The following is a 19,892-nucleotide window of genomic DNA, read 5'->3' as shown; positions in this document are numbered from 1 at the left end:
ATCAGTCCTTTGTCAGTTGGGAAGGCGGCAGCCGGTCAAGGGGCAGGACCCCCGCCAGCGGCCGCAACAGGGTGGCGCGGATCGGTTGCCAGAACGCGCCGAGGAGGAGGAGGAACACACCCAGAAGCAGCACCGGCAAGGCCGCGCTTTCGCCCTTGAACACGGTGAAGGACAGGGTGACGATATAGCCGATGGCCGCGATCAGGAACGACCGCCGGTCGATGACGATGGCCACGACGGCAAAGAAGGCGAGCACGATCAGCAGGATCAGGTTCGCGGTGCCGCCCTGATCCAGCAGCGACAAGGCCACGGTATTCACAAGGGCAGGGGCCGCGACGACATGCAGCCAGAAGCCATTCGCCGACCGCCGCGTGACGCGGTGCGGATCGGACATGTCGAACCACATCGCCACGGCAAAAACCCCAAGCCCGAGGATCAGCGTGACCCAGGCAAAGGGGCCGCTGGCAGACAGCTTAAACAGCTCGACCCAGGTTGCAGGCGTGCCGCGCGCAATGGCAGCGAAGAGGATACCGATGATAAACAGCCCGACGGCGACGATCGCCAGTGCGAAGGGAACGCGGAAGCGAAACCAATAGACCAGCACCGTCAGAGCGGCACAGATCGCGGGCCAAGGCAGGCTGCTGAAGTCGCGCTGCGCGATCATGAAGGGCTGCGCAAAATAGACGCCGAAAGTGCCGATGGCCGTCAGCGCGAACATGATCGACAGCGCGATGGCCGGGGCGACCATGCGGCGACGGATCACGAAATACTCTGACAGTAACCAGATCAGTCCTGCGGTCAGCAGGCCCATCACCGCGCTGCCGTTGCGGTTGCCGACGCTTAGAAAAAGGCCAACGAAAGCGACCCAGCCCGAAGACAGGATCACCAGCCCGATGACGATGAAGATCTCGTTGAAACCTTTGAACAGCTCGAACGGCTCATCGCTTGCCGGCAGACCTTCGCGCGCACCGCGACGGCTGTCGGCGAGGGTCGCCAGCGATGCGGCCTGCGCCTCGCTGATGACACCCGCAGCCGTGGCGGCGCGCAGGTCGTCGCGGTCGATCATGCGGTGATCGTTTCCACGGTCAGGTTGCCGTTGGTATAGACGCAGATGTCGGACGCGATCGCCATCGCCTTGCGGGCGATCTGTTCGGCATCAAGGTCCGTGTCCATCAGGGCCCGCGCAGCCGCGAGGGCATAGTTGCCGCCCGATCCGATGGCCGTCACATCATGTTCCGGTTCCAGCACGTCGCCGGCACCGGTGATGACATAAAGGTCGCTGCCATCGCTCACGATCAGCATCGCCTCCAGCTTTTGCAGGTACTTGTCGGTGCGCCAGTCCTTGGCGAGTTCCACGCAGGCGCGCTGCAACTGGCCGGGCGTCGCCTCCAGCTTCTTCTCCAGCCGCTCCAGCAGGGCAAAGGCGTCGGCGGTCGATCCGGCGAAACCGCAGACGACGTCGGTCCCCTTCACGGCCAGACGCCGCACCTTGCGGGCGGTGCCCTTGATGACGGTCTGCCCAAGGCTGACCTGTCCGTCGCCCGCAATGACGACATGGCCGCCCTTGCGCACACCGATGATCGTGGTCCCGTGCCAGCCGGGGAAATCTTCGCGGCTCATGGGGCCTCCTTCGTGTTTCACTGACTTTGTATATGGACGCCGTGGTTGGATGCGACAAGGTCGGGCCTTGATTGCGCCATTTTCAAGCCGTAGCGTCCGGCCATGGATCAACCCGACGACGTGACGTTCTATCTGGACCCCGGCTTGCTGAAAAGCGCGCGGGAAGGGCGGCACAACTTTATCGGGCTGGTCGCCAGATCAGTCTCTGACGCTGGCATGCGGGTCTTTTTCACCGAGAATTCGGACGATGCGCGGATGGCGGCGGTGGATCGACCCGGTTACGCCCTCTACCACATGGATGACCCGAACCATGCGCGCGCGCTGACGATGCGGCGGTCCTATTTCTACCCCTTCTGGCAGATCGAGGCGTCTGCCAAGCGCTGGGAATGGGACGTCGCGCTGACGCCCTTCAAGCCGCAGACCATTGACGACGCGGCTGCGCAGCGGTTTTTCGGCTTCTGGCGCAAGCGGCTGTTTCCGCAGGCCCAATTGGACCCGGTCACCGATGGGCCGGTCTACATCCCGTTGCAGGGCATGATCCGCAAGCACCGGTCATTCCAGTCCTGCAGCCCGATCGACATGATCGCGCGCACGGCAGCGCGGTTTCCCGACAACAACGTCATCCTGACGCTGCACCCGAACGAGGTTTATGACGACCGCGACCGGGCCGCGCTGTCCGATGTGGAACGCCAGCATGGCAACGTCAGCATCAGCACCCAGGACATGGTGGCCTGCCTGAACGCCTGCCAACTGGTCGTAACGCAGAACTCGTCTGTCGCGCTGGCGGGATACTTCTTTCGCAAACCAGCGGTCCTGTTTGCGCAGATCGATTTTCATCACATCGCAGGGAATGTCCCGCGCGACGGCATCGACGCCGCCTTCGCCAACTGGCGTGCCACCGCCGGGTTCGAAGCCTACATCTGGTGGTTCCTGCAAGAGATGTCGATCAACGCGGGTCGTCCTGCGGACGAGGCCGTCGCAAAGATCACCAGCGTCCTGCGCGGCCACGGCTGGCCCGTCTGACACGCAAAAGGGCGCCCCGACGGGACGCCCCTTGCTGATCTATCGAATGGTCCGGATCAGATCGCGCCTTCGATCCAGCCCTTGATCGACGCTTTCGGTGCAGCGCCGGCCTTGTTCGACACGACTTCGCCGTTCTTGAACACGAACAGCGCCGGAATGCCGCGCACGCCCATTTGGGCCGGGGCATTGGGGTTGTCGTCGACGTTGACCTTGACGATCTTGACCTTGCCCTTCAGCTCTTCCGAAATTTCTTCCAACGCCGGGCCGATCTGCTTGCAGGGGCCGCACCATTCGGCCCAGAAGTCGACGACGACGGGAATGTCGGACTGGCGCACTTCTGCGTCAAAGGTGGCATCGGTGACGGCAACGGTAGCCATGGGGCTTCTCCAATCGGATTGTGTGTCAGGGGTGGAACCTATGAACGCGCCCCGGGAACGTCAAGGACGCTCCGCGCCAGCGCGGCCGTCGTCAGGGCTGCGGGCAGGTCCATCAGGACCGCCGGGCGCGTCCACAGGATGGCCGTCCTGATCTGCCGGTCCGGATAGATCTGCCCCAGCGCCGCCGCATAGGCGCCCATCTGGCGCAACAGCCCGTCGGGCACATCCTCTGCGACATCGGGCGTGTTGCGGTTGGTCTTGAAATCCACCGCCGTCACGGTGTCAGGCGCCACGATCAGCCGGTCGATGGTGCCATGCATCCGTCCCAGACCGGGCAGATCCGCGGTGATCCCGACCTCTGCCAGTGTATCCGGCGCATAAAGCGTCGCCAGATGCGGCGCTTCGATCAGCGCCAGCGCCGCGTCGATCAGATCGTCGGTGGGCACGGTGTCAGCCTCTGGCGTGGCCGCGATCAGACGCGCACCAACGCCGCGCCGGTCCGGGGCGGGCAGGGCGGGCAGATGTTCCAGCAGCAGGTGGATCAGGCTGCCGCGCAGCAAGGAGGCCGCGTCGCCGTCCTCGCCCTCGCCCTCGCCGGCGATGGTCTTGTCGCCGCCAAGGTTGGACGGTTGCAGCGTGACCGCGCGCACCGCCTCCGGCAGCGCATCCAGAGTCTCGGCCGGCGCCATGACGCCTGCGCGCACTGGCGGCGTCTGTACCGTCCCACCGTGCCAGTTACCGTGTTCCACCCGCTGCACCGCCAGATCGCCGGCCATGGCCTCGGCGCCGCCGGACTGGCTGATCCCCTCTGCCACCAGATCGTGCCAGGCGGTGCCGGACTTCCCCGTCTCGCCCGCAGCGCCGACGATCAGCCAGCTTTCCGCCCGCGTCATCGCGACGTAAAGCAGCCGCAGCCGCTCTCGGGATTGCGCCGCCGCGATGGCGTCATGGCGCGCCACCATGGCCGGCGGCATCTCGGCCTTGAGGGTCTTCCACAGGGGCGCATTCCCCGTCAGGACCTGTGATTTGACCTCGTTCTTGCGCTCGGCGGTGTCGGGCAGGATGACGATGGGCGACTCCAGCCCCTTGGCGCCGTGGACGGTCATCACGCGGATCTGGTCGCCCTGCGCGTCGATCTGCCGTTTCACGGTCAGATCGTCCGTCTCCATCCACGTCAGGAACCCGGTCAGGCTGGGCGTATTGTCGGATTCGTAGGCCAGCGCCTGCGCCAGCAGCGCGTCGATCCCGTCTTCCGCCTCTGCCCCCAGCCGCGCCACAAGGGCCTGCCGCCCGCCGTGTCGCACCAGCAGCCGCGCGATCAGATCGTAGGGGCGCAGAAAATCCGCCTGATCCAGCATGTCGTACAGGATGTCGGTCGTGGCCTTCGCATCGACCTGTTTGCGCAAAGCCTCCCACAGATAGCTTTTTGCGGGGCGGCGATGCGCCAAGGTGAAAAGCTGCTGTTCCGACCAGCCGAACAGGGGCGAGCGCAGGGCCGCAGCGAGCGACAGGTCATCCTCCGGTAGCGCCAGAAAGCGCAGCAGGGCCGCGATGTCCTTGACCGCCAACTCTCCGCCGACGCGCAGCACATCTGCCCCCGCGATGGGCAAACCGGCCTGCTTGCAGGCGCGGATCAGCTCTGGAAACAGCAGGTTCTGACGGCTTTGCACAAGGATCAGCACGTCGCCCGCTTGCACCGGACGGCGGTCATAGCTGTCGCCTGCCTTCACCGGCAGCGTGTCCTCGTGGATCATCCGCCTGATCTGGCGCGCCACCCGGTCCGCCATCTGCACCAGATGATGGTCCGCACTGACCTCGTCCACCGGCTTCAGCCAGTCGTCGTCAGGATCGTCGGTGGCTTTCTCGGGGCTGATGACCGGCCACAGATCGACCCGCCCCGGCATATCGGCGTTGAAGGCGATGTGCTGCGACACGTCGCCCAGCCCCTCGGCCCGTTCCCGCACAAAGGTATTGTCCACGACCCGCAGCACCGCCAGCGAAGAGCGGAACGAATGCGCCAGCGTCCGGGTCTGCAGCGGATCGTCGATCTGGCGCAGGGCGTTATCGAAATAATCGCGCATCCGGTCGAACTCTGCCGGATCGGCGCCCTGGAACGAATAGATCGACTGCTTCTTGTCACCGACGACGAAAACCGTGCGCCGCGCATCCCGCGCGCCTTCGCCGCTGACGAACTCGCGGGTCAGGTGCTGCACGACGGCCCATTGCGCGGGCGAGGTATCCTGCGCTTCGTCCACCAGCAGATGGTCGATGCCCCCATCCAGGCGGAACAGCACCCAGGCCGCCACCGCCTTGTCCGTCAGCAACTGCCGGGCCTTGCCGATCAGGTCGTCGAAATCCAGCACGCCCAGCGCCGTCTTCTGCGCGTCGTAATCGCGCACGAAGACATGGGCAAAGCGGTGCAGTGCCACGCTGCGATCGAAGGCCATCAACGCCAGACGATCGCCGCGCAGGGCTGCGACCGTTTCCATCAGACCTGCCAGCGCATCGGTCAGGTCGGGGTGGGCGGTGCGGACGCCCTTCGTGGGGAAACTGTCAAATTTCGGCCCGAAGGGATCCTTGGCCGTCTCACCGAACAGAAAGACACTCTCCAGAATGGCCAGATCGCCAGCGCCGGGGGCAGTCAGATTCACGCCCGCCAGCTTGTCCGCCGCCTTGTTGTCGTTCACGCCGCCGGTCCGGCAGGCCAAGATCAGGTCACGGATGATCTCGGTCGTGTCGGCATCGAAAACCTCTGACAAAAGCGCGTCCATCGTGCGCCCCGGTGCAATATCGAGCGCCTCGCGTAGCGCCGCCACATCGACAGGCCGGGCAAAGTCATTGGCGCGCCCGGCCACTTCGCGCACCAGCTTGTCCAACTCTCCGCCACCGAAGTAACGCAACACGTCGGCCAGCAGCGCCGATTGTGACCCGGCGGCGATCCGGTCCAGCACCTCGGCGCGCATCAGCGCGGCCGACCGGTCCTCGATCTCGCGGAAATTGGGGCTGACCCCGGCCTCCAGCGGGAAGCGCCGCAGGATACCGGCGCAGAACGAATGGATCGTCTGGATTTTCAGCCCACCCGGCGTCTCGATCGCGCGGGCGAACAGGCGGCGTGCGGCGGACAGCTTTTCGGGGGCGATGACGCCCTCCACGCCCAGTTCGGCCAACTCCTGACGCAGCGACCCGTCGTCCTGCATCGCCCAGGCGCCCAGCCGCTTGAACAGGCGGTTCTGCATCTCGGCGGCGGCGGCCTTGGTGTAGGTCAGGCACAGCACGTTCTGCGGCGACACGCCTTCCAGCAGCAGGCGCGCCACGCGGTCGGTCAGCACGCGGGTCTTGCCGGACCCCGCGTTGGCGGACAGCCATGTCGACAGGGTCGGATCGGCGGCGGCGACCTGATTGCGGGTGGCGTCGTTGCGGATCATTCCAGCACCTCGCGGCGGGCCGGGTCGGCGTCGGTCCATTCGCCGTAGCGCGACAGGTGGTCGTAAAAGCTGTCGTAGGTCGTCGTCGCCGGTGCGCGGCGCGCGACATAGCCCCAGTCGGACTGCCGGGTCATCGTCAGAAAATCGGTCAGTTCAGACCAGACGCGGGCGGGCGGGTGATCCTCCAGCGGCGCAGGCACCGTCTTCATCGCCGCGTTGAACCCGATGAAGGCGGCCCCGGCGACAGGCTGTGTGCCGACCGCCTTGAACGCACCGCGTTCGACCATCGCCGCCTCCAGCAGCAACTGCTTGTCGAACCGCGCCTGCTGCTTGACTGTCGGTATCGCGCCGGTCTTGTAATCATAGATCAGCGTCTGCCCGTCCGGCGTTTCGTCCATCCGGTCGGCCTTGCAGGTCAGGCGCATGTCGGGGCCGGCCACGGTGATGTCGCCCCAGGCTTCCAGCGCCAGCATCTGTCCGGCTTCTTGGCGCAGCGCTTCATCCGCCAGAAAACCGGGGGCGAGGCTTTCCAGCTGCGTCATCCATTGCAGGCGCACCGTGGGCCAGGGGCAGTGCTCTGTCAGCACGGCATCGGCCACGGCCAGAAACTGCGCCACGGCGGCCGGGTCGCTGGCATCCGGGCGCTGGGCGATGAACCTTTCCAGGATTTCGTGAAACACCGTCCCCTTCATCGGGGCATCCGCATCCGCCGACACCGGATCAAGGGCGCGCAGCCGCAGCACCTTTTGCGCATAGATCGCGTAAGGATCACGGTAGAGCGTCTTGATCTGCGTGACGGAAATGTCGCGCGGGCGTGCCGCCTCGGGCGGGCAGGGGGCAGGCCGCGGCGCCCGCGCGACCTGTGCCGCCGGGGCAGAGATCGCAGCGGCGCGCGCGATCCAACCCGCCCCCCGCGCGCGCATCGCGTCCAGCGCCTCGGGTCCGTGCTGGTCCGGCAGGCCCTGCATCAGGTTGATCAGCCGGTTCACCCAGCGCGACGGCACGGTTTCCGCGTCGGCGCTGCGGCGGGACCGGGTGATCATCACGGCGGGCGCGCAGGCTGCCTGCTGATAGTCATGCGCGGACAGCCCGATCTGCCGTTCCGGCAGCAGCAGCCCGGCCTGCTGGCGCAGCGCGCGGTTCAGCCACGGATCGGGCTTTGGCGTGCCGGGCCAGACACCGTCGTTCAATCCGCCAAGGATCACCAGATCGGCGCCGCCCACCCGCGCCTCCAGCGTGCCCCAGATCAGGATGCGGGGATCGGTCGCTTCGGGACTGTTGATGCCGGGCGCGTCGGCCAGAAGCGCCGTGAACAGCGCCGCATAGTCGCGCAGGTCCATCTCGCCACCCGCATCCGCGTCGCGGGCCAGTGCATCGCAGACGCCCTTGGCCGCGCGACCGGGAGCCTGCAGAAACAACTCTCCGCTTGTGGTACCGGTCGGCCCGGCGGCCAGCGCCTCGGTCGCGGCAATGTGCCTGTCCAGATGTGCTGCGATGGGCAGCGTGCCATCGTGATCCAGCAGCGCCACGACACGCCCGACCCATGCAGCCCAAGCGGTCAGGTCATCGTCCGGCTTGTCGCGCTTGGCGACCCATGCGGTGACGGTTCCGGCGTCGATGAACGGTGGACCATGGCGGCGCAGGTTCAGCTCCAGCTCTCTGGTCCACAGCAGGTGCTGATTACGCTGCGCGCTGCCGGTGTGGGTCAGCGGGTGCTTCAGCATGACCAGCAGTGTCTCGGCCGTCACGGGTTGACCCATCGCGCGCACCACGTGGGTCAGCAACCGACCCGGCGCCGACAGGGCCAGCGGCAGGCCCGCGCTGTCGTCCGGCCGAATTTGCCAGCGGTCGAGGGCGGCTGCCACCTGCCGCGTCAACATCCGGTCAGGGCTGATCAGCGCGGCGGTCTGACCCGCAGCGGCGGCTTGCCGCAAACGCAGGGCAATGGTCTCTGCCTCGGCCCGCGGGCTGTCGGTCTCGACCAGATCTACACGGTCCGTCGCCGCGCGCAGATCGCCGAGCGTCGCACCCTCACTGCGCCACTGATCCGTGACGGGGGCAGGCCGCAAGGACAACGAGATCAACCGGTTGCGCGCCGGGGCAGGGGCGTTTGCCGTGGTCCAGGGCGCAACGTCGCGCGCCCGCAGATCAAGGGCGCGCATCAGGTGGGCAAACCGGTATTGCGGATGATCTTCTTGCGGCGGATCCGCCTCCATCCCGTCCCAGACCGCCTGCGGCATGTCATGGTCAAATCCCGGCAGCACCAAGGCCCCTTGCGGCAGCCGCGCCACGGCCTGCATCAGCAGACCCGTCGCGCCGCGCGATCCGGTGGACCCCGCAACGATCACCGGGCCGGTGGGTGGCTGCGTCTGCCAGCGGTCGATCAGGGCCGTCACGACCATGCGCTGCCGCGCGGCCACGTCGGGTGCATCGCGCCCCGCCTCGAAATAGGGTTGCAGAATGGTCAGGAACCGCAGCGATCGTTGCCAGTGGCCCGACTGGTCGCTGACGTCCAGCGCGGTCAGGCGCGCAGGGTCGACGCCCTCGCCGTGCATTTCGTCCATCAACGCGGCAAGGCTGTCCGACAGATCGTAAAGGGCGCTGCGGGGCGCCAGTTCCGGTGCCGCCTCCATCAGGCGATGGACGGCCCGCGACAGTTCCAGCCGCCGCCGCAGGGGCGACACCGGTGCCGCGAGGCCCGCCATCATACCCTCTAATGCTAACGCGGTCACTGGCTGGATACGCGGCAGCAAACGGGCCGGACCTTTGTCAAAGGCCGCCTGTATCTGCCGCATCATCCGGGGCGCGTTGACGAAGATCCGCACCCCCGTCAGGTCGTCGCTGCGTGCGGTCAGGCCCGCGACAAAAGACGCTGCAAAATCGGCCCCCGGCGGCAGGCCAAAGACGCGTGGGCTGGATGTGGGTTCAAACATCGGCGGTCTGCAGCATGGCTTCGGCAACGGGAATGCTGTCGGGCCGACCGACATCGCACCACTGGCCCGCATAGGTCACACCGTAAAGACCCTCGGTCTGTGCCATCATGGTCCACAGGATATTGAGCGAGAACACATCCGCATCGATCTCTCTCAATCGGCCCGTCCGGATGATCTGCGCGCCGGTATAGATCAGGTCCGGGGCCCGGGTCAGCCGTCCGTCGGGACCGATGCTGAAATCCCCGGGGCCGGTGTGACCCTTGACCTGCACGGGCGGGACCAGCAGCAGCAGCGCCTCCATCTCCGGTCGCCAGGCATCCGCCAGAACCGCCAGCGGATTGGGGCCTTTCCAGACCGCGTCGGTGTTCAGCGTCATCACCGGGTCGTGGCCCAGCAGCGGCAGGGCATGCCGCAGGCCGCCGCCGGTTTCCAGCACCGGATCCTCGACCGAAATCGCGACACCGCGTCCCGCCAGATGAAGCCGCACCATGTCGCCCAGATAAGCGACATTCGCGACGCGGCGGCTGACGCAACCCACCCGCGTCAGATCCAGCGCATGATCCAGCAACGTGCGGCCGCCCACCGTAATCAGCGGCTTTGGCCTGCTGTCGGTCAGCGGGGCCATCCGGGTGCCGCGTCCGGCGGCAAAAAGCATGACGGGAAACGGGGCGGTCATCGGCGGTCCTGTGGTGGTGGCAATGTCGTCATCACGACCTCGCGCAGATCGCGCAGGTCAGGATGTGCCAGATCGCGCAGCAAGGTGTCCCAGACAACAGGCAGATATGCCGCGTACCGCGATTTGCCGCGCTGCACCAGACGGGCAAAGACCCCGAGGATCCTCAGGTTGCGCTGGGCGCCCAGCGCGGCCAGTTGCGCCGACAGCGCGACCGGATCGGTCTGTGTCGCCGCTGCGAAACGCGCCGTCTGCCGGGTCACCTGCGCCTCTGCCACCGGCCTGCGGATATCGCGCAACAAAGAGGCGAGGTCGTAGCCGCGCGGTGCGATGAAAGCATCCTGAAAATCCAGCAGGCCGACCCGGTCGAGGCCTGCGCGCTCCGGTCGCCAGATCAGGTTTTCCGCATGGTAATCGCGCAAGGCGATCCGGTCCGCCTGCGGCGCCAGCCGCAACAGGGCGTCGTGCGTCGCCGCAACCAGCGGGCCGGGATCGCCGGGGTGATAGGTCTCTGCCACGATCGCGACCATGTCCGCGCCGACCTGCGGTACCATCCGCGTCAGCCCGTCCGGCGGCGGGGCGGCATCCAGTGCGATCAGCACATCGACGGCCGCGTCGTAAAGGTCATCCTCTGACCCGGAAGCTGCCGCCACGGCGATGGTATCGGGGCCCAGATCGTCAAGCAGCAGGAAACCGTCTGCCATGGCGTGGTGCAGGATGCGCGGGGCCGACAGGCCCTGCGCCAGCAGCCATTCGGCGATACGGACAAAGGGCGCCACCTGTTCGCCCAACGCGGGATCCGCGTCCATCAGGATGGCACGTTCGCCCGCTGGTCCTGTCAGGCGAACATAGCGGCGCGCCGAGGCATCGCCAGCCAGAGGTGCACCCGGCCAGGATTGCCAGCGCGTCCCGTTCAGAAACGCCCGACACTGCGCATCCCGGTCAGTCATGCAGATCGTCTAACCGGGATTGCCACGCGGCGGCACCTGTTAACGACAGGCTGTGATGATCGGCACTTGCCGCAAATGCGCAGACCAATGCATCCGCAGGCCGGTCGGCACCCAGCCGATCCGGCCATTCGATCAGGCAGATGGCGGTCGCAAAGGCATCGTCGAGGCCAAGTTCCAGCACATCCTGACTGTCCAGCAGCCGATACAGATCGCAGTGCCAGATCTCGACATCATTGGCGTGATAGGTCTGCACCAGCGTAAAGGTCGGCGAAGGCACGTCCTCCTCGGGCTGGCCCAGCCGGGCGCGGATCAGGGCGCGCGCAAAGGTTGTCTTGCCGGCACCGATCGGACCCTCCAGCAACAGCGTGTCGCCAGCCCGCAACCGTGGCGCGATCTGCCTAGCCACAGCGGTGGTGGCGGCCTCGTCAGCCAGATGGATGCAAGCAAATCGCAGGGACATGCGGGCAGACTAGAAGAAGCATTTCGCGCTGCAAGGCAAATCAGCCGGTGGCCAGGCGGTCCTCGCTCGACGTCAGTCGGGGCCGCTGCGGCGCTCTCAACCGCTCTGTACTGGCTGAAAAACGGATCATTGTCATGCCGCCGCTGATGGCCGTAATCTCGCAATCCATCCGGCGCCCGGAGTGCAGAACCAACTGGTCGCGCACGATCGGCCGATCCTGACGCAGGCGACCGAAATCCTCGACCTCGCGCCACAGGGCCGTCGGCGCCGCCTGAGATTTCCACATCCGCAAGGCCGACCGCAAATCGTGGGTCTGGATTTGCGGATCACTTTCCGTCTGCCACATGCGGTCATAGGCGGCGTTCGTCATGGTCAGCGTGTTGCTGGACGAGAAAACGGCGATCGCATCCGGCAGGGCGTCCAGCACCGCCTGCCCAGTTTCGATCTCGGACCGGAAACGGCGGGTCAGCGACACCTCTGCGCTGATGTCCTCGAACAGAAAGGCCAGTGCGCCATCGGGATGCGGGCGTCCGGTGACGCGAAAGGTCTGCCCGTCCGGCATGTCCCAGCGTTCGGAATAGGTGCCGTTCTGGGCCGCAGCCTCCAGCGCTGAAAACTGTTCGCGCCATGTGATGTAGTTCTTGGGTTCGGGCAGCCTGCGCATTTCGCGCAGGCGGTCCAGCACGCGGTCGAGGCTGGGCCGCTGCGACATGAAGGCGAAGGGCAGGCCGGTCATGTCCAGCAAGGCGGGATTGAACATCGCCAGCTGCCGCTTCTTGTTGAAGATCGCAAGGCCGGTCGACAGATGTGCGAACGTCTTGGCAAGGGTCTGCTGAAAATCGTGCTGCGCGCGTTCGGCCCTGACCGTGGAATTCGCATCGATCGCGAAATAGATGACGGACCCGTCCTGCGGCACTGCGGTCACCTCGAACCAGTGCTCTGCCTTTTCGCCAGGTAGTTGCAGGGCGTGGCGTCCTTCAAACGTGCGCGGATCGGTGGGCAAGGGGGGGTGGATATCCGCAAACAGCCGCTCGCCCGGCCAGATCTGCCCGCGGCGCTCTCCGTCGGGCATCATGCGGTCTGCGTAGGACAGATAGGCCGCATTGGCCCAGATCAGATGGCCCTGAGGATCCTCGCGCCAGATCAGTTGCGGCGTGTCACGCACGATCAGCCGCATCAGGTTCAACTCTTCCAGCATCGATGCCCGTTCCAGATCGCCGCAGGTCTGGGCCGCGGACCGGCTGTCGCCGTCCGCGACAAGACTGATCCGCGTCAGGCCATCGTCACGCGTCAGAATGACCTTCAGACTGGGATCGACCACCGATTGCAGGCTGATCCGGTCACCGGTCCGCAGATCATCCAGACTGTTGCGCAGATCGGGAAACTGGCGGTGCAGCACGTGAACAAGGGCGTCGCGCTCGCTTCTGTCCTTGGCCGCTTCGGCGATCAGGGCGGCGCCGCTGGCGGACGCATCGACCAGACTGTCGTCCTGAAACAGGAACACGGGTGTCGCAAGTTCCGGCAGCCCCGCGTTTTCGCGGCGACGCGGTATGCGGATGACTGACAGGAACGTCTGCGCCGCACAGGCCAGTCCAGTGGCAACGAGGCCCCCGGCTGCAGCAAATCTCACCATTTCCAGCGTTAACATTACCATGATTCTCCTGCCTGTCCTGCGTTGACAATCAAGAGTTGAAGTTAACACCAGTTTAACAATCCTGAATCATTCCAAAATTGGTTGGTTTTTTCCCAATGGGGGATAGGTGCCCGCAGCGCTGCGTACCAGCTGCTTCATCGGCCAGGTCACGGTCACGATGGCCCCCTCCACGATCCCGTCGGCACGGGCCCCCCTGCGTGGCCCGTTTGCAAAGGACAGCTGCGCGCCGGATCGCTCCAGCAGCGTCTTGGCGATGAACAGGCCCAAACCCATCCCCTCGTACCCCGGCCGTCGCAGACCATCGAGCGATCCGCGGCGGCGCCGCACGAACGGATCGCCGATACGCCCGATCACCGATTGCGGGAACCCGTGGCCATCGTCCGCGATCCGCACGAAGACCTGCGTATCGGTCCAGTTCACGTCGATCTCGACCCGCGTTTCGGAAAAATCGACGGCATTCTGGATCAGGTTGCGCAATCCGTGAATGATTTCCGGGCGCCGCGAAATCACCGGCTGCGCGCGACTGCAGCCCGGTTCCGGCGCGATGTCGAACGCCACCTCGCGGCCGCGTTGCACGTGCGGCTCTGCGGATTCGCGCACGACGGTTTCCAGCGGGGCCGTGCGCAGATGCAGATCGTCCTTTCCCGCGCGACCCATGGAATGAAGGATATCGCGACACCGGTCGGCCTGTGTGCGGATCAGCAGGGCATCCTCGCGCAGCTCTGGCTGGTCGGCCAGATCCTCCAGTAACTCGTTGCTGACCAGCTTGATCGTCGCCAGCGGCGTGCCAAGTTCGTGCGCCGCAGCGGCGACGACACCGCCAAGGTCGGTCAGTTTCTGCTCTCGGGCCAGGGCCAGCTGCGTCGCCAGCAAGGCGTCGCCCATCGCGTTCATCTCGGTCGTGACCTGACGGGCGTAGATGCCGAGAAAGACCACCCCGATCACAAGCGAGACCCAGAACCCGAAATGAAACAGCGGCGGCAGCAGCAGCAGCGTGCCATCTGCCATCTGTAGCGGCACCGCCACGGTTCCAATGACCGAGATCATCGCGATCGCAAGCAGCCCCAGTGCGATGAAGCTCATCAGGTGCAGAACGGTGGCTGCAATCGTCACGGGCGCGAGGATCAGCAGGGCAAAGGGATTGTTCAGCCCGCCCGTCAGATACAGCAGCAACGTCAGCTGCACGATGTCGAAGGCCATCATGGCACTCGCCTCACGCTCCGACAGCCGCTTGTTTTCCGGATAGACGAAGCTGCTGACCAGATTGGCGAGGATGGCGGCCCCGATGGTGATCGCCGGTGGCCCCGCGTCCATGCGCAGGTCGTAAAGCCGCGTCGCGACAAGGATCGCCACGATCTGACCGCCGATGGCGAACCAGCGCAGGATCAGCAGGGTGCGCAGCCGAACCCAGTTGCTGCGTTCCCGGTCCTGCAGGGCGTCAAGGTCATCCGGCGTCATGGTGTGGTGTCCTGGCATCAAGGGGATGTGCGCGCGTGCCCCATTGTTACGGACGCCGCGATGCGCGATCAATGCGGCGCTTTAAAAAGGATAAGATCGATGACCCGCCTGATTGCACTGCTCGCCGGCCTTGCGACGGTTGCCGTTGTCGGCGTGACCTATCTTGTGACGCTGGGTCGTGGCGATGTCGCGCAATGCTTCAACGGGGCCGTTGCGGGTGGCGCCATCGGCGGGCCGTTCACGCTGGTCAACGTTGCCGGTCAGACGGTGACCGATGCCGATGTCATCACCGAACCCACGCTGGTTTATTTCGGCTACAGCTTCTGCCCCGACGTCTGCCCGATCGACAACGCGCGCAACGCCGCCGCCGTGGATATCCTCGCGGACGAGGGATATAGTGCCACGCCGATCTTCATCACCATCGACCCCGCCCGCGACACGCCAGAGGTGATGCAGGACTACGTCAAGAACTTCTCTGACAAGATGATCGGGCTGACCGGCAGTGCCGCGCAGATCAAGCAGGCGGCCGCGGCGTATCGCGTCGTCTATGGGCGCGGCGACGACGATCCTGACTATTATCTGATGAACCATTCGGTCTTCACCTACCTGATGATGCCCGGCACAGGCTTCGCCACGTTCTTCCGCCGCGAGGATACGCCGCAACAGGTGGCGGACCAGGTCGCCTGCGCGATCGACGCCAGTTGACGCCGCGCCGGTAAACCCTAATTCAGATCAAATACCTGAAGGACAATTCAATGGATCAAGAGTCCCTCGACCTCGGCCCGGACAAGACGCTGCTACTGGTCGATGATGACGAGGCTTTCGTCAAGCGGCTGGCCAAGGCCATGGAAAAACGCGGATTCGACGTGGAAACCGCGGAATCCGTCGCGGCAGGCCGGGCGATCGCCACCGCGCGGCCCCCGGCCTACGCCGTGGTCGATCTGCGGCTGGAAGACGGCAACGGTCTGGACGTCGTCGAACTGCTGCGCGAACGGCGCCCGGATGCGCGGATCGTCGTGCTGACCGGTTACGGCGCCATTGCAACGGCCGTCGCGGCCGTCAAGATCGGTGCGACCGATTATCTGGCCAAGCCCGCCGACGCCACCGACGTCACCAACGCCCTTCTCGCCCGCAAGGACGAACTGCCGCCGCCCCCCGACAACCCGATGAGCGCGGACCGCGTGCGGTGGGAACATATCCAGCGCGTCTACGAGCTGTGCGAGCGCAACGTCAGTGAAACGGCGCGGCGTCTGAACATGCACCGGCGGACCCTGCAGCGCATTCTGGCCAAGCGCAGCCCGAAGTAATCACATCTGCGCCAGCAGTGCCACGTGTCGGGCTGTGTAATCCTGTCGCACCATGACAGGCGGACGCAGCGCGATCGCCAGTGTATCAACCAGCGCCGCATCCTGCTTGCCGAACAAGCGGTCGGCCTCGGCCTTGGAAAACCCAGCGATCTGCACCGCCTCCAGCCAGGCGGACACCTTGTCGGCGGCCTTGATCTGCCGCTTCACTTTCACCGGCAGCTGCGCGGGCAGACCGAACCGCAGGTGGATCGCGGCGGTCAGCCGCGCGTCGAGTTCGCCGTAGGCTGGCCCGACTGCCGCCTTGACCGGTGAAATCATGTCCCCGATGACATATTCCGGCGCATCGTGCAGCAGGGCGGCCAATCGCCACCTGGCCGGTGCCCCGGGCTGCTGGCGGGCAAAGATCTCCTCGACCAGCAGCGAATGTTCGGCCACGGAATAGGCATAGTCGCCCAGCGTCTGTCCGTTCCAGCGCGCGACGAAGGCCAGCCCATGGGCAATGTCGGCCACCTCGATATCGACGGGCGTCGGGTCCAGCAGGTCCAGCCTGCGCCCCGACAACATCCTTTGCCATGCGCGTGGTGTCTTCATGCCGCCCCCGGTCCTGCGTCAGGACGTTCGTTGTTTCGCCACATCCACTATGCTATCGGCCAGCCCAAAGATGAAGTGCAAGGAGCACGTGACATGACGACCGATTACATCGTGAAGGATATCGACCTTGCCGCCTATGGCCGCAAGGAACTGGATATCGCTGAAACCGAAATGCCGGGCCTGATGGCCTGCCGCGAGGAATACGGCGATTCCAAGCCGCTGAAAGGCGCCCGTATCGTCGGATCGCTTCACATGACGATCCAGACCGCCGTGCTGATCGAAACGCTGACGGCGCTGGGCGCCGACGTGCGCTGGGCCTCGTGCAACATCTTCTCCACCCAGGATCACGCCGCCGCCGCGATTGCCGCCGGCGGCACGCCGGTCTTCGCGATCAAGGGCCAAAGCCTTGAAGAGCACTGGGACTACCTCGACCGGTCCTTCCAGTTCCCCGAGGGGGCCAACATGATCCTCGACGACGGCGGCGACGCGACGCTTTACGTCCTGCTGGGCGCTCGCGCCGAAGCGGGCGAGGAGATCATCCCCGTTCCCCAGTCCGAGGAAGAGGAAGCCATCAAGGCGCAGATCAAGAAGCGGATGGCACAGTCGCCGGGCTGGTTCACCAAGACCCGCGACGCGATCAAGGGTGTGTCAGAGGAAACGACGACCGGCGTGCATCGCCTGTATGACCTGCACAAGAAGGGCGAGCTGCCCTTCCCGGCGATCAACGTGAACGACTCCGTCACCAAGTCGAAGTTCGACAACAAGTACGGCTGCAAGGAATCCCTCGTGGACGGGATCCGCCGCGCCACCGACACGATGATGGCCGGCAAGGTCGCCGTTGTCTGCGGCTACGGCGACGTGGGCAAAGGCTCTGCCGCGTCCCTGCGCGGCGCCGGTGCGCGCGTGAAGGTGACCGAAGTCGACCCGATCTGCGCGCTGCAGGCCGCCATGGACGGGTTTGAGGTCGTCCTGCTGGAAGACGTCGTCGACTCTGCCGACATCTTCATCACCACGACCGGCAACCGCGACATCATCCGCATCGAGCATATGCGCGAGATGAAGGACATGGCCATCGTCGGCAATATCGGCCACTTCGATAACGAAATTCAGGTCGCCGCCCTGAAGAACCACAAGTGGACGAACATCAAGGAACAGGTCGACATGATCGAGATGCCCAACGGGCACCGTCTGATCCTGCTGTCCGAAGGGCGCCTGCTGAACCTCGGCAACGCCACGGGCCACCCGTCCTTCGTGATGTCGGCGTCCTTCACCAATCAGGTGCTGGCGCAGATCGAACTCTGGACCAAGGGCGAGGAATACCAGCCCGGCGTCTACATCCTGCCCAAGCTGCTGGACGAAAAGGTCGCGCGCCTGCACCTCGCCCGGATCGGCGTGAAGCTGACAGAGCTGAAGAAGGATCAGGCGGACTACATCGGCGTCACCGTCGAAGGCCCGTTCAAGCCCGAACACTACCGCTACTGATCGCATGGCTGCGGCAGGTCACGCAAACCGGCCCTGCGGGGCCGGTTTTTTCTTGTTCACGCGACGGTGATGGCCCTACGCTTGCGTGCGGACCGCCTGACGGTCGCGCGCAACTTTTGGGGATGACATGGGAAAACGTGACGATCTGATCGCAAAATACGCGGACGACATCAAGGACAAGTGCGGCATGACGCCGGACATGGACCTGCTGACGAAAGTCACCATCGGCTGCGGACCGTCGATCTACAACGACGACGCCAGCACCGTCGCAGGCAGCGACACCGAAGAGCTGAACCGCATCGTCGATGGATTTCTGAAAAAGAAGCTGGGTCTGCCGGACGGTCCCGAACTGATGGGCGGTCTGCAAAAGGCGATCGAGACTTACGGCAGGTCCAACCGCAACAAGTATCGCGCGGTCGTCTATTACTTGCTGACTAAGCATTTCGGCAAGGAAAGCGTCTACGGCTGACGCCCAAAGGGTCGCGCCGCAGGCCGGGTTGCCGATTGCCGACCCGTGACAGCGGTCTAGTTTCCCGCAGGAAAGAGGCCTCCACATGCTCCAGACCCTGCGCGACCGTTTCTTGGACGACGGCGGCCCGATGCCCTGGCGGACGGTTGCCGTCACCTGCCTTGCCGTGATGGTGCCACCCATCGTGGCGGTGCTGATCTTCGGTCGCATCGGCGCCGTCGCCTTCATCGCGACGCTGGCAGCCTATTTGGCGGCCAAGGACAGCGGCGTGCTGATCGGCGGACTGGTCACGGTCGTCATGGGTTTCGCGGGACTGCTGACCATCGGCGCGCCCGCCATGGCCCTGATGATCGCCCCAACTCTGGGGGTCATGGCGGGGGTTGCCGGTTACTACGGCTTTGCGCTCCCGGTCATGCGGGCGCTGATCACATGGACGGTCTTCACCGGCACGATCTTTCCCGCCGACGACAAGCCGATGATGTTCGGCATTTTCCTCGTGGCCATGCTCTGGGCGCTCGGCGTGTCGAAACTCTTTGGCGAATCCGGCAGCCACGATCCGAAAGAGAGGGACTCAGAAGCCTATGCCCTTGTCTTCGGCGCGATGCTGGCCGCAGGCCTTGCGATTTCGGTCTGGATCGGCGGACACTGGTTCGGCGACCACGGTTTCTGGTTTCCGCTGACCTTCGTCGTGCTCTGCGTCCCGCCGCACGGTCGCGTCTTCGGCCGCACGCTCAAGCGCACGGTCGGCACGCTTCTTGGCACGATTGTCGCTCTGGGCTTTGCCTGGTTGTCGGACGCGACATGGGTGATGATCGCGCTGGGCGCCATCTGCCTGCCGCTCGGTTTTCGGGTCCTGCCCGCGAATTACACCCTGTTCACCGCCCTGCTGACCGTTTCGGTGCTAGAGGTGCTGGCGCTGGTGTCCGACGTAGACACGCTCGCCTGGGAACGCGTGGCCACGATGGGCGCTGCGGCGGTGATGACAGCGGCGCTCGCGGGTGTCGGATTATTGGGCCTCTGGCTGATCCGGCCCGAAGCGATCAAGGCGCTGCAGACTCAGGACTGAAGACCGCCCAGCGTCAGGATGTGCCGCCATTCCGCTGGCGTCACCGGCTGCACCGACAACCGGGAATTCTTGACCAGCACCATGTCCGCCAGCGCCGGATCGGCCTTGATCCGGTCAAGCGTCACCGGTTGCGGCAGCGGACGGTCGGCCCGCACATCGACGCAGACCCATTTCGGGTCGTCCGCCGTGCTGTCGGGATGGGCCGGGGCTGTCACCTGCATGATCCCCACAATCTCCAGCCCCGTGCGCGAGTGGTAAAAGAACACCTCGTCCCCCACGACCATGTCGCGCATGAAGTTACGCGCCTGATAGTTTCGCACGCCGTCCCATTCGGACGCCCCCTTGGCCAAAAGGTCATCCCAGCCAAAGACGTCGGGTTCCGATTTCATCAGCCAGAAGGCCAT

18 protein-coding genes are annotated in these 19,892 nt (G+C 65.3%); 6 read left to right on the top strand and 12 right to left on the bottom strand.

Annotated elements, in window-relative coordinates; genetic code table 11:
• Position 1: 1 nt before the first annotated feature.
• Positions 2 to 1,066, bottom strand: a complete 1,065-nt coding sequence (locus tag GLR48_RS04825; protein ID WP_237059191.1) for a hypothetical protein — start codon at positions 1,064 to 1,066, stop codon at positions 2 to 4.
• Positions 1,063 to 1,620 carry an ATP-dependent protease subunit HslV gene (gene hslV, locus GLR48_RS04820; RefSeq protein ID WP_237059190.1) on the bottom strand — a complete coding sequence of 186 codons (558 nt, stop codon included), beginning with the start codon at positions 1,618 to 1,620 and terminating at the stop codon, positions 1,063 to 1,065. The genes GLR48_RS04825 and hslV overlap by 4 nt, the downstream gene beginning before the upstream one ends.
• A 102-nt stretch (positions 1,621 to 1,722) precedes the next feature.
• Here hslV and GLR48_RS04815 point away from each other — a divergent pair, with 102 nt between their 5' ends.
• Positions 1,723 to 2,643: a hypothetical protein gene (locus tag GLR48_RS04815; RefSeq protein WP_237059189.1), complete on the top strand. Its 921-nt coding sequence runs from the start codon at positions 1,723 to 1,725 to the stop codon at positions 2,641 to 2,643.
• Between the two features lie 56 nt (positions 2,644 to 2,699).
• Here GLR48_RS04815 and trxA read toward each other — a convergent pair whose 3' ends face one another.
• The 8 genes from trxA to regB form a co-directional block, all read right to left on the bottom strand.
• Entirely contained in the window at positions 2,700 to 3,020 is a 321-nt protein-coding gene (trxA, locus tag GLR48_RS04810; protein WP_237059188.1) for a thioredoxin, read from the bottom strand.
• Positions 3,021 to 3,058: 38 nt separating this feature from the next.
• Entirely contained in the window at positions 3,059 to 6,445 is a 3,387-nt protein-coding gene (addA, locus tag GLR48_RS04805) for a double-strand break repair helicase AddA (RefSeq protein ID WP_237059187.1), read from the bottom strand.
• Complete coding sequence (addB, locus tag GLR48_RS04800; RefSeq protein ID WP_237059186.1) at positions 6,442 to 9,378, bottom strand: double-strand break repair protein AddB; 2,937 nt, start codon at positions 9,376 to 9,378, stop codon at positions 6,442 to 6,444. The genes addA and addB overlap by 4 nt, the downstream gene beginning before the upstream one ends.
• Complete coding sequence (locus GLR48_RS04795; protein ID WP_237059185.1) at positions 9,371 to 10,054, bottom strand: nucleotidyltransferase family protein; 684 nt, start codon at positions 10,052 to 10,054, stop codon at positions 9,371 to 9,373. Before GLR48_RS04795 ends, addB begins: the two co-directional genes overlap by 8 nt.
• Entirely contained in the window at positions 10,051 to 11,001 is a 951-nt protein-coding gene (locus tag GLR48_RS04790) for an aminoglycoside phosphotransferase family protein (RefSeq protein WP_237059183.1), read from the bottom strand. The genes GLR48_RS04795 and GLR48_RS04790 overlap by 4 nt, the downstream gene beginning before the upstream one ends.
• On the bottom strand, positions 10,994 to 11,461 hold the full coding sequence (gene tsaE / locus GLR48_RS04785; RefSeq protein WP_237059174.1) for a tRNA (adenosine(37)-N6)-threonylcarbamoyltransferase complex ATPase subunit type 1 TsaE: 468 nt from the start codon (positions 11,459 to 11,461) through the stop codon (positions 10,994 to 10,996). The genes GLR48_RS04790 and tsaE overlap by 8 nt, the downstream gene beginning before the upstream one ends.
• Before the next feature lie 40 nt (positions 11,462 to 11,501).
• Positions 11,502 to 13,115 carry a PAS-domain containing protein gene (locus tag GLR48_RS04780; protein ID WP_237059172.1) on the bottom strand — a complete coding sequence of 538 codons (1,614 nt, stop codon included), beginning with the start codon at positions 13,113 to 13,115 and terminating at the stop codon, positions 11,502 to 11,504.
• A 66-nt stretch (positions 13,116 to 13,181) separates the two neighbouring features.
• Complete coding sequence (regB, locus tag GLR48_RS04775; protein ID WP_237059170.1) at positions 13,182 to 14,573, bottom strand: sensor histidine kinase RegB; 1,392 nt, start codon at positions 14,571 to 14,573, stop codon at positions 13,182 to 13,184.
• Positions 14,574 to 14,672: 99 nt separating this feature from the next.
• Here regB and GLR48_RS04770 point away from each other — a divergent pair, with 99 nt between their 5' ends.
• Both GLR48_RS04770 and GLR48_RS04765 read left to right on the top strand, forming a co-directional pair.
• Complete coding sequence (locus tag GLR48_RS04770; protein ID WP_237059168.1) at positions 14,673 to 15,278, top strand: SCO family protein; 606 nt, start codon at positions 14,673 to 14,675, stop codon at positions 15,276 to 15,278.
• A 50-nt stretch (positions 15,279 to 15,328) separates the two neighbouring features.
• Positions 15,329 to 15,880, top strand: a complete 552-nt coding sequence (locus tag GLR48_RS04765; protein WP_237059167.1) for an ActR/PrrA/RegA family redox response regulator transcription factor — start codon at positions 15,329 to 15,331, stop codon at positions 15,878 to 15,880.
• Here GLR48_RS04765 and GLR48_RS04760 read toward each other — a convergent pair whose 3' ends face one another.
• On the bottom strand, positions 15,881 to 16,471 hold the full coding sequence (locus GLR48_RS04760) for an HD family hydrolase (protein WP_237059166.1): 591 nt from the start codon (positions 16,469 to 16,471) through the stop codon (positions 15,881 to 15,883).
• A 93-nt stretch (positions 16,472 to 16,564) separates the two neighbouring features.
• On the opposite strand from GLR48_RS04760, the gene ahcY reads away from it, so the two are divergent.
• From ahcY to GLR48_RS04745, 3 genes are all read left to right on the top strand, one after another.
• Entirely contained in the window at positions 16,565 to 17,953 is a 1,389-nt protein-coding gene (gene ahcY / locus GLR48_RS04755) for an adenosylhomocysteinase (RefSeq protein ID WP_237059165.1), read from the top strand.
• A 127-nt stretch (positions 17,954 to 18,080) separates the two neighbouring features.
• Complete coding sequence (locus GLR48_RS04750) at positions 18,081 to 18,422, top strand: DUF2853 family protein (protein ID WP_237059163.1); 342 nt, start codon at positions 18,081 to 18,083, stop codon at positions 18,420 to 18,422.
• Between the two features lie 85 nt (positions 18,423 to 18,507).
• Positions 18,508 to 19,488 (top strand): FUSC family protein, encoded by a 981-nt coding sequence (locus tag GLR48_RS04745; protein ID WP_237059162.1) that lies wholly within the window; start codon positions 18,508 to 18,510, stop codon positions 19,486 to 19,488.
• Here GLR48_RS04745 and GLR48_RS04740 read toward each other — a convergent pair.
• Entirely contained in the window at positions 19,479 to 19,892 is a 414-nt protein-coding gene (locus GLR48_RS04740) for an EVE domain-containing protein (RefSeq protein ID WP_237059161.1), read from the bottom strand. The genes GLR48_RS04745 and GLR48_RS04740 overlap by 10 nt on opposite strands.

Source organism: Loktanella sp. M215, assembly GCF_021735925.1.
Lineage (GTDB): Bacteria > Pseudomonadota > Alphaproteobacteria > Rhodobacterales > Rhodobacteraceae > Loktanella.
This window is presented reverse-complemented; position numbering and strand designations above follow the sequence as displayed.

Excerpts from the sequence above, each read along its gene's own strand:
- trxA (WP_237059188.1), bottom strand. The coding sequence starts at position 3,020 with ATGGCTACCGTTGCCGTCACCGATGCCACCTTTGACGCAGAAGTGCGC.
- GLR48_RS04825 (WP_237059191.1), bottom strand. The coding sequence starts at position 1,066 with ATGATCGACCGCGACGACCTGCGCGCCGCCACGGCTGCGGGTGTCATC.
- ahcY (WP_237059165.1), top strand. The coding sequence starts at position 16,565 with ATGACGACCGATTACATCGTGAAGGATATCGACCTTGCCGCCTATGGC.
- GLR48_RS04765 (WP_237059167.1), top strand. The coding sequence starts at position 15,329 with ATGGATCAAGAGTCCCTCGACCTCGGCCCGGACAAGACGCTGCTACTG.
- hslV (WP_237059190.1), bottom strand. The coding sequence starts at position 1,620 with ATGAGCCGCGAAGATTTCCCCGGCTGGCACGGGACCACGATCATCGGT.
- GLR48_RS04815 (WP_237059189.1), top strand. The coding sequence starts at position 1,723 with ATGGATCAACCCGACGACGTGACGTTCTATCTGGACCCCGGCTTGCTG.
- GLR48_RS04795 (WP_237059185.1), bottom strand. The coding sequence starts at position 10,054 with ATGACCGCCCCGTTTCCCGTCATGCTTTTTGCCGCCGGACGCGGCACC.
- GLR48_RS04745 (WP_237059162.1), top strand. The coding sequence starts at position 18,508 with ATGCTCCAGACCCTGCGCGACCGTTTCTTGGACGACGGCGGCCCGATG.
- GLR48_RS04780 (WP_237059172.1), bottom strand. The coding sequence starts at position 13,115 with ATGGTAATGTTAACGCTGGAAATGGTGAGATTTGCTGCAGCCGGGGGC.
- GLR48_RS04740 (WP_237059161.1), bottom strand. The coding sequence starts at position 19,892 with ATGGCCTTCTGGCTGATGAAATCGGAACCCGACGTCTTTGGCTGGGAT.
- GLR48_RS04760 (WP_237059166.1), bottom strand. The coding sequence starts at position 16,471 with ATGAAGACACCACGCGCATGGCAAAGGATGTTGTCGGGGCGCAGGCTG.
- regB (WP_237059170.1), bottom strand. The coding sequence starts at position 14,573 with ATGACGCCGGATGACCTTGACGCCCTGCAGGACCGGGAACGCAGCAAC.
- addB (WP_237059186.1), bottom strand. The coding sequence starts at position 9,378 with ATGTTTGAACCCACATCCAGCCCACGCGTCTTTGGCCTGCCGCCGGGG.
- GLR48_RS04770 (WP_237059168.1), top strand. The coding sequence starts at position 14,673 with ATGACCCGCCTGATTGCACTGCTCGCCGGCCTTGCGACGGTTGCCGTT.
- GLR48_RS04790 (WP_237059183.1), bottom strand. The coding sequence starts at position 11,001 with ATGACTGACCGGGATGCGCAGTGTCGGGCGTTTCTGAACGGGACGCGC.
- GLR48_RS04750 (WP_237059163.1), top strand. The coding sequence starts at position 18,081 with ATGGGAAAACGTGACGATCTGATCGCAAAATACGCGGACGACATCAAG.
- tsaE (WP_237059174.1), bottom strand. The coding sequence starts at position 11,461 with ATGTCCCTGCGATTTGCTTGCATCCATCTGGCTGACGAGGCCGCCACC.
- addA (WP_237059187.1), bottom strand. The coding sequence starts at position 6,445 with ATGATCCGCAACGACGCCACCCGCAATCAGGTCGCCGCCGCCGATCCG.